We start from the raw sequence: 17242 nt of genomic DNA on the forward strand, positions 1-17242 counted from the left end.
GCTTCAACGCCGTGCCACCCAGCGTGGCAGCCAGTCCGGGCCCTTCGCGGTGGTGAGCCGCGTCTGCCCCGTGCCGTCCGCGCGCATGAGGTACACGTCCGTCTCCCTGTCGCGCTCGGAGACGAAGGCCAGGTACTTCCCGTCCGGGCTCCACGCCGGCATGTCGTCGCGGTGCGTGCCGTCCGTCAGCGCCACCGGCGCGCCGCCCGCCACCGGCGCCACCCAGATGCGGCTGCGGCCATCTGGCAGGCGGCTCACGTACGCCAGGCGCTGCCCATCCGGGCTCCACGCCGCCTCGCGCTCGTCCCCCTCGAAGGCCCCGCCGGACACCGGCCGCAGGTCCGCGCCGTCCGGGCGCACGAGGTACAGGCGCTCCCGGTTCTCCCGGTCGCTGACGAAGACGAGCCACTTCCCGTCCGGGCTCCACACCGGCGTGCGGTCCTCCCGGTGGAAGGCGGTGATGCGCCGCTCCTCCGTGCCATCCGCGCGCGCCACGTAGATTTCGGGGTCACCCTCGCGGCTGCACACGTAGGCCACCTCCGCGCCGTCCGGCGACACCGACGGCTCGAAGCAGCCCTCCTTCACCTGCGTCAGCGGCACCTCCGGCACGCCCTCGCGCGGCTGCAGCCGCACCACGTCGCTGAAGCCCTTCGCGTCCGACTCGGCCACCAGCCACGAGCCGTCCGGCGCCCAGCTCGCGTTGCGCGCGCGCGCCCGGGGCGCATGCAGCGGCACCGCCGCCCCGCCGTCCAGGGGCACCACGCGCAGCTGCTGGAACTGGAGTCCGCGCTCCTCGCGCACCGCCACCACCAGCAGGGACTTCCCATCCGGCGACGGCGGACCCGGGTAGTCGTCCTCCTCGCCGTGCGTAACCCGTGTCTCCTTCCCGTCCGCGCCCACCAGCCACACGTCCTTCTGCCCCGCCCGCTCCGACAGGAAGGCCACCACGCCCGGAATGGCGCGGACCTCTTCCCTCGACAGCGGCCCGGCGCCAGACACCCCGCCACACCGGCCGGAGCACCCGACGCCGAGCACGGCGAGCGCGGTGAACACCCGCGCCCGCCACGGCCAGGAACGCTGCATCCGTTCGAGGCCCCGCATCGTCATCTCAGCGGACCCGGATGGCGTCCGCCATGACCACGTAGCCGGCGGTGGTCCAGCGGCTGAGCTGCACCTTGTTCCAGCCGGCCGGGAAGCTCCAGGTGCCCAGCGTGTTCCACTTGCTGCCGTTGAGCTGCTGGTTCACGCTCACCGTCACGTTGCCCGACGAGGTGGTGACGATGAAGGGCGCCGTCGCGGAGCGGTTGGTGCCCGCCACCCACCAGGCGTCGATGGTCTTCGTGGCCGCCGCCGGCAGGTAGAACTCGAAGACGGCCGGCGCGGAGACGGCCTCGGTGGCGGCGTAGTAGTAGCCGCTGCCGTAGTAGCCGGCGCTGTAGCCGTCCGTCCAGGTGCCCACCGTGGAGAAGCGGGCGTTGGCCGAGTTGTTGTTGGCGTTGTTGCTGTCGACGACGATGGACGTCGACGTGGCGTCACCGCAGTAGCTCTTGATCTTGCTGATGTACGTGGACCACGGCCAGTTCGCACCCGGGTCCGTGCGGGTGGCCGGCTGCAGGCGGCCGTGCGCGACGATGTGGTAGCTGTCGCGGACGATGCCCTGGCCCTGGGTGATGTCGCAGGACAGCTTCGCCGAGGCGTCAATCTGGCCGGCGGGGAACGAGGACTGGCTGGCGTAGCCGCCGTGCTCGATGCCCACGGAGAAGTGGTTCACCGACACGCCCTGCAGGCCGCACATCACGCCGCCGTTGAGGTTGCAGTCGTAGCTGGCGCCCACGTGCCAGGCGCGGTCTGCCTCGCGCACGAGCTGCGAAATCTCCGTGCCGCCCTCGTTGACGACGTAGTGCGCGCTGACGCCCGCGGCGGAGTTGGTCAGCCAGCCCCAGCAGCCCGAGTAGCCACCCTCACAGGTGTGGATGACAATCATGGACACGTCCGTGCCGGCCGGACGCGAGTTGTAGTTGGGCGACGGCCGCCAGATGGAGGCGGCGTAGTCCGGGCCGGCCGCGAAGGCGCGCAGCTTCGGCAGCGCGAACTTCGCCTCGACGGCGGAGGGCTCCAGCGAGACGGCGACCTTGCCCTCGGGGGTGAAGGCGGTGGCACCCTCGACGAGGGCGGCGTACACGTCCTCGTGGATGTAGTGCGCCTGGATGTCGGGGTCGGTGATGTCCGTCAGGCGGACGGCCACCGGGGCCCACGCGCCCAGGTCCGCGCGGTCGATGCCCGCCTCGGCGGCGAACTTCGACAGCAGCGCGGCGCCCGCGCGGATGTTGGCGGCCGGGTCGGCGCGCACGGCCTCCGCGGACACGCCCGCGAGCGCGGCGCCGTCGTCGAGGAGCTGCCCGCGCAGGCCCATGACGCCGAACGCCGCGGGACGGCCCTCGAACTCCTGCTCGCCCTGGACGTGCTCCCAGCGCGTCTCCGCGTAGGAGATGGCCTTGAGCAGGCTCACCGGGACGTCGAACTCCGCGGCGGCGTCGGCGAACACCGCGTCCAGCTCATACGGCGTGCGACGGGAGGCGTCCTGCTGTGTCTCGGTGGACGGGGTCTCCGCGGCCGGGGGCGCCTCGGGCGCCGGAGCCTCCGGCTGGGGGCCGCAGGATGCCAGGGCCATGGCGGCGGCGGTCGCCGCGAGCGTCTTACGGAAGAGGAACACTGGGAACTCCTTCAAGGGGGGTCAGCAGCTCCACGGTCCGCCCCCACCTTCCGGGAGCGGCGCAGGGGCGGGCCGTCAGCATCATCCGTGCCAGCCTCGTGCTCCCCGAGAGAACCTCCTTCCCGGACTCCAGGTGGAGCATGCATGCACCACCCGGGTGTCAAGAAATCCGCTGCCGGACAGCCTGGGGCAGCGCCGCAAACACTTGAAATCGCGAGACATGGCCCCCCTCTGGCCCCTACCTGCCGCGTCGCATTGGCCCAGGCGTGTCGCACTGTCGTAATTCGAGACAGTCTTGATGTAAGAAGAGTTTACCTTCCCTCCCTGCCCCGCCCTTTCTGGCGTGGAGCCGGACGAGCGGGTGCGGGTTGCCCCTCCCGGGCGCGCGCCGGGAAGACCTTCAGCTGACGTGGCGTTGCCGACAGGGACGAGGGCTTCCGCTATGAGGAGGGACATGCGGCTCTTCGGCATTGGCGACACGCACCTGCCCTCCACGCGGCAGAAGGACATGCACCGCTTCGGATGGACGGACCATCCGCTCCCCTTGCAGCGGGCCTGGGACGAGCGGGTGCGCCCGGAGGACGTGGTCATCGTCGCGGGCGACATCTCCTGGGGCACGCGGCCGCACGAGGTGCTGGAGGATTTGGCGTGGCTGGACGCGCGCCCGGGCCGCAAGGTGCTGGTGCGCGGCAACCATGACTACTGGTGGGGCGACTCCGCCTCCAAGCTGCGCAAGCTGCTGGAGCCGTACCGCACGCTGGAGGGCTTCCTCCAGAACAGCGCCGTCGTCATGGGCCCGTGGGTGATTGCCGGCAGCCGGCTGTGGACGGCGCCCGAGGCCCCGCCCATGCCCGGCGGAGAGATGGGCGACGAGCCCATCGACCTGGGCTACGTGGAGCGCGAGACGCGCCGGCTGGCGGCCTCCTTCGAGGACGCGAAGAAGAAGGAGGCGGCCAGCCCCACGCCGCTGGTGCGCGTGGTGGCGGTGCACTTCCCGCCGGTGTACGCCAACCAGAAGCCCACCGCCTTCAGTGAGCCCATTGAAGCCTTCCACCCGAAGGTGTGTGTGTATGGGCACCTGCACGCGGAGGGCATCTCCGCGGGCTTCACGGGGGAGCGCGCCGGGGTGCGCTACGTGCTGGCCTCGTGTGACGCGGCGCACTTCGCGCCGGTGCTGCTCGACGAGGTGTGAGGGTGAGGCAGTCCAGCTAAGCTCCCGCCCCTCCCCCTGTGGGGCCGCGGGCGGGGAGCAGGAGTGGAGTCATGCCGTCCAACAAGGCCGAGCTCGCCGTCCGCATCGCCGCCGCCCAGCCGGGCGACCTGGTGCGAGGCCTGTTCTTCAAGACGGTCTTCAGCCTCGTCCAGCAGCACGCGGGCCTCGCCGCGCTGGAAGGGGTGCGCGAGGGCGCGCTGGCGGCGGACTACTCGGACCTGCGCACGTACCCGGTGCAGGACTTCCTGACGCTGCTCTACCGCGCGGCGGACGTGCTCGAGGACACGGTGGGGCCGGAGAACGCCGTGTTCCACGCGTGCGGCGAGACGGGGGTGACTCGCTACGCCACCGGCCCCGGAATGCTCATCTTCGGCATCATCTCCCGGGGCGACCCGCAGAAGCTCTTCGCGGGGGCGCAGATGGGCTACAGCGCGGCCGTCACGTACGGCAGCCGGGAGTACCTCTCCACGGGCCCGACGTCGGGCACGCTGCGCGTGCGAAGGGACATGCTGCCACCCGCGTACCACGAGGGCATCCTGACCGGCGCGCTGAAGGTGCTGGGATTGAAGGGTACGGCGAAGGCTCACGCGTTGGACGTGGACCGCGTGGACTACGACATCCAGTGGGAGTAGGGGCCGCGCTCGCGGGGCCGCGCTACTTCAGTCCACTCGGGTGAAGGTGACGTCGAGGCTCGCCACCACGCGCTCGCCCACGGACGCCTGGCAGGTGAAGGTGTGGTCGGCGCCGTTGACCTCGCGGCGGTGCGCGCCGAACGTCACCGTCTGGCCGGCGAAGGCGAGGCTGTCCGCGGACAGGCGCACGTCCTTCGCGAGGCAGCGCGCCCAGGGCGCCCCCTCCAGCCGGCGCAGCAGCGTGGTGGCCACGCGCGTCATCCCGCTGGCGACGATGGCCACCGGCATCACCGGGTGCAGGGCGAAGTGGCCCTTGCACATGTCGGGCGTCACCGGGCCCAGCGTGGCGTTGAGGGACTCGCCGTCCGGGCGCCAGTCGCGCAGGGCCAGCGGCTTGCTGTACGGGTTCTGCCGCAGCTTCGCCCACTCCTCGGGGGTGCGCTGGATGCCGTCGTCACGGCGCGGCTCGCGGCGCATGTCCATGCGCGCCTCGCCGAACAGGCGGGTGAAGGCGGCGGCGGACAGCACGTTGTAGTCCACCTCCAGGCGGAACACCGGCGTGCCGTCCTCCAGCGACAGCAGCGTGCGCGCGGTGGCGGTGCGCTTGCCGGTGAACTCGGCCTGGGCCAGGCCCCACATCAGCTCCGTGGAGCGGGCCATCGGCTGCTTGCTCAGCCACTGCCCGCGCGCGCCGCACGCCAGGTAGAAGTGCTGCCCGTCCTTCGGCGTCACCAGCGCGGACGCGCACGAGCCGAGGATGGCCAGGTGACGCCCCGACTCCGCGATGCTGATGGGGCCGGCTTCCGCGTCCGGGTCCTGCTGCACCGGAATCCGCGCCACCACCTCACCCTGCCCCATCACCGTCACGTCCTTCAGCGCGAAGTACGGGTCCCTCACGCAGATGCGCGGGTACAGCTCCTGCGCGCTCAGCACCGTGTGCGGCGCGAGGTCGCTCAGCGCGCGCAGGGGCTCCTGCGACTGGGTCCAGGAGGCTCCAGGGACGGAGGCGATCATCGAAGGGGCAGCGGCGAGGGGAGCGGAATCGAACATGGGGGCTGACCTCTTTCTGGACACAGGGTGCCGGGGGACACCTGCACGCCTTGTAACCGAGCAGGCTTCTGCTGGTACAGGACTTTTTCTGTACCGATGCAAAATTCTCGGTTGGACAGCCCGATTTGTTGCTTCGGCCGGTAATTTTCTTCCGTGGACGCAATTTCAGCGCGGATTCTTGCGCTCGGACGGCCGACGGACGGCACATGAACCCCGCCCGACGCGCGGAGTCAAGCAGTGTCTGGGGTACCCCTCACCCAGAGGCAGCGAAATGTTCGTGAGTGAATCCGGGTATTTAGGAGCACCCCGGAAAAGGGGCCGTGAAGTCCCTTTTCGGACGCCCCGGGTCGGCCCGGCCACCGCTCAACAGCCCTTACAGCTCCACCTGGCTGCCCAGCTCCACCACGCGGTTGGGCGGAATGCGGAAGTACGCCGTGGCGCTGCGCGCGTTCCGGCTCATCCAGGCGAACAGCGCCTCGCGCCACACCGCCATGCCGGGGCGCTTCGTCGGAATCAGCGTCTCCCGCCCCAGGAAGAAGCTCGTCCCCATGAGCTGGAACTGGAGCCCCTTCTCCCGGCAGCGCTTCAGCACGTCCGGAATGCTCGGGTTCTCCATGAAGCCGTAGCGCGCCACCACCCGCACGAAGCCCTGCTCCAGCGGCTCCACCTCCACCCGCTCCTCGCCCGGCACGTGCGGCACCTCTTCCGAGATAATCGTCAGCAGCACCACCTGCTCATGAAGCACCTTGTTGTGCTTCAGGTTGTGCAGCAGCGCCGGCGGCGTGCCCTCCGCGTTGCCCGTCATGAAGACGGCCGTGCCCGGCACCCGCACCGGCGGGTGGCCTCCGAAGCTCTCCACGAGCTCCTTCAGCGGAATGCTCGCCGCGCGCAGCTTGCCCGCCAGGATTTCACGCCCCCGCTTCCACGTCGTCATCAGCGTGAAGATGGCGATGGCCAGCAGCAGCGGGAACCAGCCACCGTCGGCAATCTTCACCGCGTTGGCGCCAAAGAAGGACAGGTCCACCAGCAGGAACACCCCCGCCACGGGCAGCGCCAGCGCCCGCCCCACGCCCCACCGCTCGCGCGCCACCACGTAGGCCAGCAGGGTGGTGATGGCCATCGTCGTCGTCACCGCGATGCCGTACGCCGCCGCCAACCCGCTGGAGGAGCGGAAGCCCAGCACCAGCGCCACCACGCCCAGCATCAGCACCCAGTTGAGCCCCGGCAGGTATATCTGCCCCATCTCCTCCGCCGACGTGTGCACCACCTCCATGCGCGGGCTGTAGCCCAGCTGCATGGCCTGGCGCGTAATCGAGAACGCCCCGGAGATGAGCGCCTGGGAGGCGATGATGCCCGCCCCCGTGGCCAGCACCACCATGGGATAGAGCGCCCACTCAGGCGCCAGCAGGTAGAAGGGATTGCGCGCGGCGCTCGCGTCCCGCAGCAGCAGCGCCCCCTGCCCCAGGTAGTTGAGCATCAGCGCGGGCAGCACCAGGAAGAACCAGGCCCGCTTGATGGGCTTCCATCCGAAGTGGCCCATGTCCGCGTAGAGCGCCTCGCCCCCCGTCACCACCAGGAACACCGAGCCCAGCACCAGGAAGCCGTGCCCACCGTTGCGTGCGAAGAACTCCGCGCCATGCACCGGCGACAGCGACCACAGCACCGCCGGATTGTGCACCAGCTCCTTCACACCCAGCACCGCCAGCGCCACGAACCACAGGCTCATGAAGGGCCCGAACACCGCGCCGATGCCCGCCGTGCCGTGCCGCTGCACCAGGAACAGCCCCAGGATGATGACCAGGGTGATGGGGATGATGTAGGGCTCGAAGACGGGGGTGGCCACACTCAGGCCCTCCACCGCGCTGAGCACCGTAATCGCGGGGGTGATGACCCCGTCTCCATACAGCAGCGCCGCCCCGAAGATGCCCAGCGTCATCAGCACCGGCCGCGCGCTGTGCGTCTGGCCCCGGGGCCGCTGCATGGCGAGCGCCATCAGCGCCAGGATGCCGCCCTCGCCCCGGTTGTCCGCCCTCATCACGAAGATGAGGTACTTCACCGACACGACGATGATGAGAGACCAGAAGATGAGCGAGAGCACCCCCAGCACGTTGGCCGGTGTGGCCGACACGCTGTGGGGGCCGTGGAAGCACTCGCGCAGCGCGTACAGCGGGCTCGTTCCGATGTCCCCATAGACGATGCCCAGGGCCCCCAGGGCCAGCACCGCCGTCCGCTTGAAGCTGTCCGGAGCCCCCCGGGCCTCATCGCCTCCCGGGACTCCGGTCATGGTGGCTTTCACGCCCCCCGCTTTAGCCGAACCCGTGCCCCGAGCAACCCGCGAGACACCCCGCCCCCCGTTTTCCAACGTCCGGGTAACCCCGTGTGCGGCCGGGTAGGCACCCACTGTCCCGGTAGAGGGCCTGGGTACAAGGAAGGCGTCCAGGGCGGACAGTCACGGGGGCCGGGATGTTGGCCACCCGAGAAGCGGGGGGCGGATTCCCCGTAGCACCATCCCGGGCCCACTCCCCCCGTGCTCCCATGCCATGGCGAGGATGGGAATGCGCATGGCGGCGGTCTCCAGGCTGGGTGAGTCATGGCAGTACGGGGCCCGGGCTCCGGAAGTGGAAGAGCGGCTGGCGCTGCTGGCCGAGGCCTCCCGGCTGCTGGCCGACGCCAGCCTGGAGCCTCCCGCCGTCATGGAGCGGCTGTGCGCGCTGGTCGTCCCCCTGCTGGGCTCGGCGTGCGCGCTGAGGCTGCGCTCGGAGGACGGGCGGTGGCTGCGCACGGTGGCCTCGGCGTCGTCCACGCCGGAGGCCCGGCCCCTGTTCCAGTACCTCATCGCCCCCGTGCTGCGCGCGGACGAGGGCCCGTCCGCCGAGGTGCTGCGCACGGGGGTGGCCATGATGGTGCCGCGCCTGGAGGTGGAGGAGCTGCGCCGCCAGCTTCCGCCCCAGCACCATGGAATGCTGGAGCGGCTGCCCCTCACCGGCTCGCTGGTGCTGCCGCTGCGGGCCCGGGGACGGGGGCTGGGCACGCTCACCGTGTGGCGGGAGCCGGCGGCGGCGCCCTTCGACGCGGGCGAGCAGCTGCTCCTCCAGGAGCTGGCGGACCGCGCCGCGCTGGCGCTGGACGTGGCGCGCGCGTACGCGGCGGAGCGGCAGGCCCGTCAGGCGGCGGAGGTGGCCGCGGGCCGGCTGGCGCGGCTGCAGCGCGTGACGGCGGAGCTGTCCCAGGTGCTCACCGCGGCGCGCATGGCGGAGGTCGTCGTGGACCAGGGCGTGGAGGCGGTGGGCGCGCGCAGCGGCGGGCTCTGGCTGGTGGAGCCCGGAGACGCCCAGGCGCGGCTGCTGCGCTGCGAGGGCGAGGACTCGCGCATGCTGGCCGACGTCTTCGGCGCGGTACCGCTGGAGCAGCCCTCGCCCATCGCCGAGGCCATCCACGGCGCGCAGCCGGTGTGGCTGGAGACGCCGGACGCGCTGGGCGCGCACTTCCCGGAGCTGGCCGAGCGGTGCCGGCGGGCGCGCGGCAACCCGGCGCCCTCGTCGGTGTGCCTGCCGCTGGCGGTGGACGGGCGCGCGCTGGGAGCGCTGCTGTTCTCCTTCGCCGAGCCCCATGCCTTCGACGGGGACGAGCGCGCCTTCCTCGAGCTGCTGGCGCACCACGCCGCGCAGGCGCTGGCCCGGGCCCGCCTGCTGGAGCAGGAGCAGCGCGCGCGCGCGGCGCTGCGAGAGGCGCACCAGACGCTGTCGGCCATCATCCAGGCCTCGCCCGCGGCCATCATGCTGCTGGACATGGACGGCACGGTGCGGCTGTGGAACCCCGCCGCGGAGCGCATCTTCGGATGGACGGCGGACGAGGTGCTCGGCCAGGAGCTGCCCGTGGTGCCCGAATCGCACCGGGAGGAGTTCCGCCGAAACCTCGAGGGCGCGGCGCGGGGCCAGTTGCTGTCGGGCGCGGAGACGCAGCGGCGGCGGCGCGACGGCTCCCTCATCCAGGTGGCGCTGTGGACGGCGCTGCTGCGCACCCCGAGCGGCGCCCCGCAGTGCCTGGGCATCTTCGTGGACATCACCGAGCGCAAGCGCGGCGAGGACACCCAGCGCTTCCTGGCGGAGGCCGGCGGGGTGCTCGCCGCCAGCCTGGAGCAGGAGGAGACGCTGGAGCGCGTGGCGCACCTGGCCGTGCCCGCGTACGCGGAGGCCTGCGGCGTGTACCTCTCGGACGAGGCGGGCGCGGTGTGCTGCGTGGCCACCGCGTTCGCGGACGGACTCCGCTACCCGCCCGGGACGCCGCTGGCCCCCTCCTCGGAGGTGGTGTCGCGGGTCATCGCGTTGGGCGCGCCGGAGCTGTGCGGGAGCCTGGCGCCGGACGGGCCCGGAGGCGCGGAGCGTGTCCTCGCGGGGCTGTGCGTGCCGCTGGAGGTGCGGGGGCAGACGCTGGGGGCGCTGACGTTCGTCACCTCGCGGCGGCCGTATGACGTGCAGGACCTGGCGCTGGCGCAGGAGCTGGCGCGGCGGGCGGCGCTCGCCATCGACAACGCGCGGCTGTACCGCGAGGCGCGGCAGGCCATCCGCCTGCGCGAGGAGTTCCTCTCCATCGCCAGCCATGAGCTGAGGACGCCCACCACCGCGCTGCAGCTCCAGGTGCAGAGCCTGCAAAGCAGCCTGGACCGCGCGCCCGCGGCCCTGGCCCCGGAGCGCCTGCGCCGGGGACTGGAGGTGATGGGCCGCCAGGTGAAGCGGCAGGCGCGGCTCGTCGACGCGCTGCTGGACGTGTCACGCATCAGCGCCGGACGCCTGGAGCTGAACCCCGAGCCGCTGGATTTGGGCGCCCTGGTGCGCGAGGTGGCCGAGCGCTTCGAGCCGGAGCTGGCGCGCACCGGCACGACGCTGCACCTGGTGCTCACGGTGGATGCCCACGGCCAGTGGGACCGGCTGCGGCTGGACCAGGTGCTGACGAACCTGCTGTCCAACGCGGTGAAGTACGGGCGGGGCAACCCGGTGCACGTGGAGCTGTCGGCCACCAGGGGGCGGGTGCGCCTGGACGTGCGCGACAGAGGCATCGGCATCTCGGCGGAGCACCTGCCGCGCCTCTTCCACCGCTTCGAGCGCGCCGTGTCCGAGCGGAACTACGGCGGCTTCGGGCTGGGACTGTGGATTGCCCGGCAGATGGTCGAGGCCATGGGCGGCCACATCGCCGTGCACAGCGAGCCCGGCGTGGGCTCCACCTTCACCGTGGAGCTGCCCCGGGCCGGGGGATGAGGCCCCCCCCGGGGCCGTCACTCACAGCGCCAGGAGCAGGATGACGGCCTGCTCCTCGGGGCTCGCGGCGTGGAACTCGTCGGGCAGCCACACCTCGGCCGGCGGCGTCGACGCCACGTCGCAGCTCCGCCTGCCCGTGTAGTAGCGGTGCGGCTCCTCCGCCTTCAGCCGGTAGGTGCAGTCGCGGACGTAGACCTTCAGCTCGCTCGGGCTCAGCTTGAGGTCCACCGGACGCCCGCCGAAGCCGCCCTTGGCGACAATCGCGTCCCCGTCCTTCGACACCTTCAGGTTCACCACGGCGCCGCCCAGCGCGCCCTTCACCTGCCCGTTCTTCAACTCCAGCGTGAAGGTGCCCAGATACGTCTGCCCCCGCAGCTCCCCCGGCGAGCGCGAAATCTGGAAGTCCGCCCCCGTCACCGACTCGGGCGTCATCACCAGGTTGTACTGCTGGCGTGCAATCCGCAGGTTGATGGCGTCCTGCCGGGGCGCCGACACCGCGGCCCCCGCGCCCAGCAGCACCCCCATCACCAGCACACCCCGGCGCAGCGGCATCAGAAAGCGCTTCATACGGAGTCCTCCTCTCCCGGAATCCCGGGAGTCAAACGACAGTCTGCTCACCCCATACCGGCCCGTCACGCGCCCGGCCCCAACCTCCGGGAAATACTTTCCCCGTGGTACCTATCCCGCGCCTGCCCGCCTGCCCCGCCCCCGAGGACGATGCGCGCTACTTCGAGCCCGGCGCCCCACCGCCCCGCGCGCGCGGCGTGCCCAGGTGCTTCTCGAAGAACATCAACGCCGTCATCTGCGCGTAGTCGCGGTTGTCCTTCTTCTGGAAGCCGTGGCCCTCGTCGGTGGCCAGCATGTACCAGACATCCGCGCCGCGCTTGCGCACCGCCTGGACAATCTGCTCCGCCTCCGACTGTGGCACGCGCGGGTCATTGGCCCCCTGTTGCACGTAGAGCGCCGCGCGAATCTTCTCCACCGAGTTCAGCGGGGAGATGCGCTCCTGCACCTTGCGCACCTCCGCGTCGCGCTCGTCGCCGTACTCCATGCGCCGCAAGTCCCTCCGGTACGCCTGCGTGTTCTGCAGGAACGAGCCCAGCGAGGAGATGCCCACCACGTCCACCGCCGCCTTGATGCGCTCCGGGTAGTACGCCGCCGACGCCAGCGTCAGGTAGCCGCCGTACGAGCCGCCGAAGACACCCACGCGCGAGGCCTCCAGGTCCTTCCGCGAGGCGATGAAGTCCAGCGTCGCGCCGATGTCCGCGAGGCTCTGCTCGCGCTTCACGCCGTCATCCATGGCCCGGTACGTCTTGCCGTACCCGTCCGAGCCGCGCACGTTGGGCACCAGCACCGCCCTGCCCATCTCCGTCACCAGGAACTGCGTGAAGTTGTTGAAGACGGGCAGGCTCTGCGCCTCCGGACCGCCGTGGAAGAGGACCACCACCGGCACCTTCCCGGAGGACGCCTTCGGCTTGTAGAGGAAGGCCGGCACCCGCACGCCGTCCGTGGACGGGTAGCGCACCAGCTCCGGCTCCACGAAGAGGGACGGGTCGATGCCGCCCACCTCGGAGCGCGTCCACCGCGTCGTCTTGCGGCTCTTCAGGTCCACCATCCACGCGTCCATGGGCGAGCGTGCGTCCCCCATGCCGAAGGCCAGCACGTCCGAGCGCCGCGAGGGGAAGCGCAGCGTGGACACCACGCCCTTCGGCACGTCCAGCGGCGAGAGCGCCTGCGTGCGCGTGTCCAGCAGGTACACGCGGACATAGCCGTCCTCGTTGATGCCCACCGCCAGCCGGCGGCCGTCCGGCGAAATCGCCAGGCTCACCACGTTCCACCGCACCGCCTTCGTCAGCGACGGAGGCGCCTCGGTGTAGGGCGCCTTCGCCAGCTCCAGCCGGTACAGCTCGTTGAAGTCCGAGTAGCGGTCCGTCACCAGGTACACGGCCTGGCCGTCCTGGCTGAAGACGGCGGCATTGACGCTGCCCTTGCCCTCCTTCGGCGTGAGCTGCCGGCGCTCTCCCGACTTCAGGTCCACCACGTGGAGGTCGGTGTCATCCACCGCGCGCGTCTGCATCACCAGCAGCTTCGAGCCGTCCAGTGAGAACTCCACGGGCAGCCACGTGCCCTCCGCCTCGGTGAGGCGGCGGGCCTGACGCGGGTCGCTGGTGGGTGCCACGTACACGTCCGTGTCCTTCCCGTTGCGCCCCGTTCCGCTGTACGTCAGCCAGCGGCCGTCCTGTGAAACGCGCAGCGCCTCGTGGCGGCTCCTGCCGTCCGTCAGCAGCTCCGAGCGGCCCGTGCGGCGGTCGAGCTGGAACACCTGGTAGAACTCACCGCCGCCCTTGTCCTGCAGGTAGTAAATGACCTGCGGATTGCCGGGCAGGAAGCGCGCCTGGTTGATGGGCTCGTCCGTGAAGGTGAGCTGCGTTCGCGCACCCATGGGCGACTCCACCACGTGGAGCTGGTTGGTGTCCGCGAAGCGCGTGGAGATGAGCAACTGCCCGCCATCCGCGCTCACGTCCACCAGCGACGCGAAGCGGGCCTCCAGGTACTGGTCCATCCGCTGGCGCAGCTCCGGCGGCACCGGCGGCACGTTGCTCACCCAGACGTTGGGCTGGCCGGGCAGCGGCGCGATGCCGGACACCTGTGAGGGCACCGCCTTCTGCTGCTGCGACGCCGGCGGCTTCGCGGGAGACGGCGCCTGCGCGGTGAGCAGCGACACGACGAGAGGAAGGGCTCCAAGGTTCATGGTGGGTGCACGCTAACAGCGCCTCCCGTGGGCGCACACACCCCTGGCCCTGGGGGGCGGGGGCACTGGCCTGGCGAGCGATGCGCTCCCGCATCGTTCCCCCGCCAGACATGCGGAACCCGGGCCACGGGGTGCGCCGATTCCCCAGGAGCCCGGTGTGCTCACCGGCAGACACTCGGGCCCTGGCCGCACGGGGCCACGCCCGATTGCACGGTGTTCCCATGCACAGCGTCGCGGGCCGTCACGCAAGCGGCCCCCGGGTGACACCTCCAGGAGCGGCCCCTCTTCCATAGCCTCCGCGAGAACAAGCCCACCCGCTCCACGTGGGAGGGCCCACACCCGAGGGGGGACCGTAGATGACCCAGACGCGATGGAAGTCCTGGATGGCCGTACTCCTGGCTGGCCTCGCCGTGCTCGCGCCCGGCTGCGACGACGACGATGACGACGACACCACGCCGCCGCCCATCGAGGAGCGCCCGGACGAGGAGGTCTCGAAGCTGCGCATCATCCATGCCTCGCCGGACGCGCCGGCGGTGGACATCTACGCGGCGGGCAGCACCACGCCGCTGCTCACCGACGTGGCGTATGGCGACACCACGGAGTACCTCACCCTGGAGCCCGGCGACGTCGCGGTGGACATCCGGCCCGCGGGCGCGCCGGCCGAGTCCGCCCCGGTCTTCACCACCGGCACGCTCACGCTGACGCCGGGCCTGCGGGCGACAGCCATCGCCACGGGCCTGCTGAATGGAGACAGCGCCTCCGAGTCCTTCCGCGTGCTGGTGCTGCCGGAGAACTTCGGGGAGGACCAGGCCGGACAGGCGCGGGTGCGCATCGTCCATGCCTCGCCGGACGCGCCCACGGTGGGCATCGACCTGGGCAATGACGGCTCCGTGGACGTCGCGGACCTGGAGCGCTTCGAGGACACGGGAGAGGTGGGAGTGCTGCTGCCGGCGGACACGGCCGCGCAGGTGGGCATCACCGCCGGCCCCAACAACGAGCGCGTGACGGCCTTCACCGTGCCGCCGCTGCCCGAGGGCGTGGAGGTGTTCGTGGTGGCCAGCGGCCTGCTGGAGCGCAAGCCTCGCGAGGAGCAGGGCTTCCTGCTGCTGACGGCGGGTCCTGAAGGCGACCTGGGCGAGGTGCGGCAGAACCCGGTGGTGTACGCGCTGCACGCATCGCCGGACGCGCCGGAGGTGGACATCTTCGCGGGTGACACCGAGCTGGCCGGAGAGCTGTCCTTCGGCGACCTGTCCAAGCCCATCCAGGTGCCGCCGGGGACGTACACGCTGGACTTCTTCGCCACCGCGCCCGGAGGCACCCGCCCGCCGGACGCTCCCGCCGCCAGCAGCGGCACGCCGGAGCTGGTCGCGGGCGAGCGCTACCTCGTGGTGGCCTCCGGCTACCTCACGACGCAGGGCGGCCCGCGGAGCTTCACGCTGCTGCCCTACGCGGAAGCCTTCTCCGAGGACCCCAACTCCGCGCGGGTGCGGGTGGTGCACGCGTCCGCGGGTGCTCCGGCGGTGGACATCGCTCCGGTGGGAGCTGACGGCACCGTGCCAGCCGATGCGCCCGTCAACGACCTGAACTTCTCCGAGGCCACACCGGCCGAGGGTCTGCCGCTGCCGGCCGCCACGGTGGAGCTGGGCGTTGCGCCGGCCGCAGCGTCGGACCGCGCGCCCATTGCCCGATTCCAACTGGATTCGGCGCCCTTCGTGGGCAAGGGCGTCTTCGCGGTGGCCGCCGGCGCGCTGACGCCCCTCGGCAACCAGCCCGGCTTCCAGCTCCTCATGGTGGACACCTCCGAGACGCCGTGGGAGGCCCGCGCGGTGCAGCCGGAGGAGTAGCTCCGGGCACGGCACGCCCTGAGAGCCGCCCCGATGGGCCGGAGTCGACCGGTCCCTCGGGGCGCTCCCGTCCACGCCGTGAGCAGCGCGGTGTGAACGGCGTTGACACTTCGGCCCGCGCGTCCTCGCAAGCGCCCGGAATCAGGCCCGTGCCTGGCTGGCAGGGCGCTTGCGATGGCCTCCCTCCGAAAGGGGAGCAGGCCATGGACGGACGCGGCACGCGGTGGGGCGAGGCGAAGCTGGACGGGAGCAAGGTGCTCCGCTGGAGCCTGCTGCACGCGGGCTCACTGGTGGGCGGAGCGCTGTGCTTCTCGTGGAGCGCGGTGGCGGTGTTCGCCGTGCTGACGGCGGTGACGATGTGCCTGGGCGTGTCGGTGGGCATGCACCGCGGGCTCATCCACCGCGCCTTCCGCGCTCCGCTCGCGGTGGAGCGCACGCTGGCGCTGGTGGGCGCGCTGGCCGGGCTGGGCGGCATCATCGGCATGAGCCGCATGCACCACCTGCGCGACTTCCACCAGAACCAGCCCGAGCCCGACTGCCCGCCGTACTTCGGCTACCGCGACGGCTTCGCGTGCAGCATGGCGTACGCCCTCTTCCACACGTGGCACCCGCGCGACGCGGCCGTGTACCCGCCCGTGGAGCCACGCGTGCTGGAGGACCCGTTCTTCCGCTTCCTGGAGCGCGCGGGGCTGTGGCTCCAGGTGCCGCTCGCCGCCGCGCTGTACGCGATGGGCGGCGCCGCCTGGGTGGCGTGGGGCGTGCTGGTGCGGCTGGCGCTCACGCAGGACGGCTTCTGGAGCGTCCACTACGTGAGCCACGTGGAGGGCGAGCAGCCCTATGAGCTGCCCGGCTGCGCGGAGCAGGGACGCAACGCGGGCTGGCTGGCGCTCGTGAGCATGGGCGAGTCGTGGCACAACAACCACCATGCGTACCCGGGCTCGGCGCAGATGGGGCAGGGCTGGCGGCAGCCGGACCCGGGCTGGTGGGCGGTGCGCGCGCTGGCCGCGCTGGGACTCGTGTTTGACGTGAAGGCCATCGCGGACCTGCCGCTGCGCCCGGGGGCCCGCGCGCGGAGCGGCCGCCAGCCCCCCCGAGCGCCGTCACGGAGACCGGCGCCACGGTGGCCCGCGCTGCCTGCCGGTGTGACGGCGCCCACCCGAGCGTGCCGCTCAGAAGGCCCAGCCCAGGGACAGGGCGACACGCTCATTCACGTACCAGGAGCGGTTCCGGCTCGACGACTCGCTCCCGGACAGACCCGCCTCGGGCGGCGGCGTGTAGTGGGTGGACGACCGAATGCTCTGGTACCGCGTCTCGACTCCCGCGCCGAGCTGGACCGCGAGCCCCTTTCCCACGACGGTGCTGTACCCGATGAGCGCGGTGCCTCCGACACTCCAGCCGCGCGATTCCGACTCGATGGACCACGGCGACTGGGGACCGCCACGATTGTCGAAGCGCTCCCACCTCCGGGTGAATTCGAGCTGCGGTGACAGCCACAGCCCCTCCGGCGCGGTGCCTGTCAGGAAGAAGCGGGCCTGCGGCCCGGCGCCCACCACGTACGCGGAGCTGTCGCTCTCCGCTTCGGAGTCCAGCCTGTTGGGGTACTCGGAGCGGCCTCCCGCGCGGACGACGCCCGCCCTCACCCCCACTCCCACCATCACGCGCGGACTCACCACCCGCTCGCCTTGCAGCGCCAGCACGCCGAGCTGGCTCGGGTTGATGAGGATTCCCAGGACGGTGCGGCGCGCCTCGGGAGCCGCCGGTGTGGTACCCGCATCGTCGGCGC

Annotated in this window: 11 protein-coding genes; 5 read left to right on the forward strand and 6 right to left on the reverse strand. The window is 71.7% G+C overall.

The features are described 5' to 3' along the window. Positions 1-3: 3 nt before the first annotated feature. Together K8638_RS24810 and K8638_RS24815 are read right to left on the reverse strand one after the other, a co-directional pair. Positions 4-1101 carry an LpqB family beta-propeller domain-containing protein gene (locus K8638_RS24810; RefSeq protein ID WP_223757091.1) on the reverse strand — a complete coding sequence of 366 codons (1098 nt, stop codon included), beginning with the start codon at positions 1099-1101 and terminating at the stop codon, positions 4-6. 7 nt (positions 1102-1108) lie between these two features. Continuing rightward, positions 1109-2713, reverse strand: a complete 1605-nt coding sequence (locus K8638_RS24815; protein WP_223757092.1) for an N-acetylmuramoyl-L-alanine amidase — start codon at positions 2711-2713, stop codon at positions 1109-1111. Positions 2714-3167: 454 nt separating this feature from the next. On the opposite strand from K8638_RS24815, the gene K8638_RS24820 reads away from it, so the two are divergent. Both K8638_RS24820 and K8638_RS24825 read left to right on the forward strand, forming a co-directional pair. Next, the gene (locus K8638_RS24820) at positions 3168-3905 is read left to right on the forward strand and encodes a metallophosphoesterase (RefSeq protein ID WP_223757093.1); all 738 of its coding nucleotides are present in this window, start codon (positions 3168-3170) and stop codon (positions 3903-3905) included. Positions 3906-3976: 71 nt separating this feature from the next. After that, positions 3977-4558 carry a TIGR02265 family protein gene (locus K8638_RS24825; protein WP_223757094.1) on the forward strand — a complete coding sequence of 194 codons (582 nt, stop codon included), beginning with the start codon at positions 3977-3979 and terminating at the stop codon, positions 4556-4558. A 27-nt stretch (positions 4559-4585) separates the two neighbouring features. Here the strand turns inward: K8638_RS24825 and K8638_RS24830 are convergent, their stop codons facing one another. Both K8638_RS24830 and K8638_RS24835 read right to left on the reverse strand, forming a co-directional pair. Further along, the gene (locus K8638_RS24830) at positions 4586-5608 is read right to left on the reverse strand and encodes a hypothetical protein (RefSeq protein ID WP_223757095.1); all 1023 of its coding nucleotides are present in this window, start codon (positions 5606-5608) and stop codon (positions 4586-4588) included. Positions 5609-5981: 373 nt separating this feature from the next. Continuing rightward, positions 5982-7892: a potassium transporter Kup gene (locus tag K8638_RS24835; protein WP_223757096.1), complete on the reverse strand. Its 1911-nt coding sequence runs from the start codon at positions 7890-7892 to the stop codon at positions 5982-5984. Positions 7893-8169: 277 nt separating this feature from the next. On the opposite strand from K8638_RS24835, the gene K8638_RS24840 reads away from it, so the two are divergent. Then, positions 8170-10863 (forward strand): GAF domain-containing protein, encoded by a 2694-nt coding sequence (locus K8638_RS24840; protein WP_223757097.1) that lies wholly within the window; start codon positions 8170-8172, stop codon positions 10861-10863. A gap of 21 nt (positions 10864-10884) precedes the next feature. Here K8638_RS24840 and K8638_RS24845 read toward each other — a convergent pair whose 3' ends face one another. Together K8638_RS24845 and K8638_RS24850 are read right to left on the reverse strand one after the other, a co-directional pair. Next, complete coding sequence (locus K8638_RS24845; RefSeq protein ID WP_223757098.1) at positions 10885-11430, reverse strand: hypothetical protein; 546 nt, start codon at positions 11428-11430, stop codon at positions 10885-10887. Positions 11431-11587: 157 nt separating this feature from the next. Then, entirely contained in the window at positions 11588-13615 is a 2028-nt protein-coding gene (locus tag K8638_RS24850) for an alpha/beta fold hydrolase (RefSeq protein WP_223757099.1), read from the reverse strand. Between the two features lie 383 nt (positions 13616-13998). On the opposite strand from K8638_RS24850, the gene K8638_RS24855 reads away from it, so the two are divergent. Together K8638_RS24855 and K8638_RS24860 are read left to right on the forward strand one after the other, a co-directional pair. Beyond that, positions 13999-15459 carry a DUF4397 domain-containing protein gene (locus K8638_RS24855; protein WP_223757100.1) on the forward strand — a complete coding sequence of 487 codons (1461 nt, stop codon included), beginning with the start codon at positions 13999-14001 and terminating at the stop codon, positions 15457-15459. A 203-nt stretch (positions 15460-15662) separates the two neighbouring features. Next, positions 15663-16946: an acyl-CoA desaturase gene (locus tag K8638_RS24860; RefSeq protein ID WP_223757101.1), complete on the forward strand. Its 1284-nt coding sequence runs from the start codon at positions 15663-15665 to the stop codon at positions 16944-16946. Positions 16947-17242: the final 296 nt, after the last annotated feature.

This window comes from Myxococcus sp. RHSTA-1-4, assembly GCF_020037125.1.
Classification (GTDB): domain Bacteria; phylum Myxococcota; class Myxococcia; order Myxococcales; family Myxococcaceae; genus Myxococcus.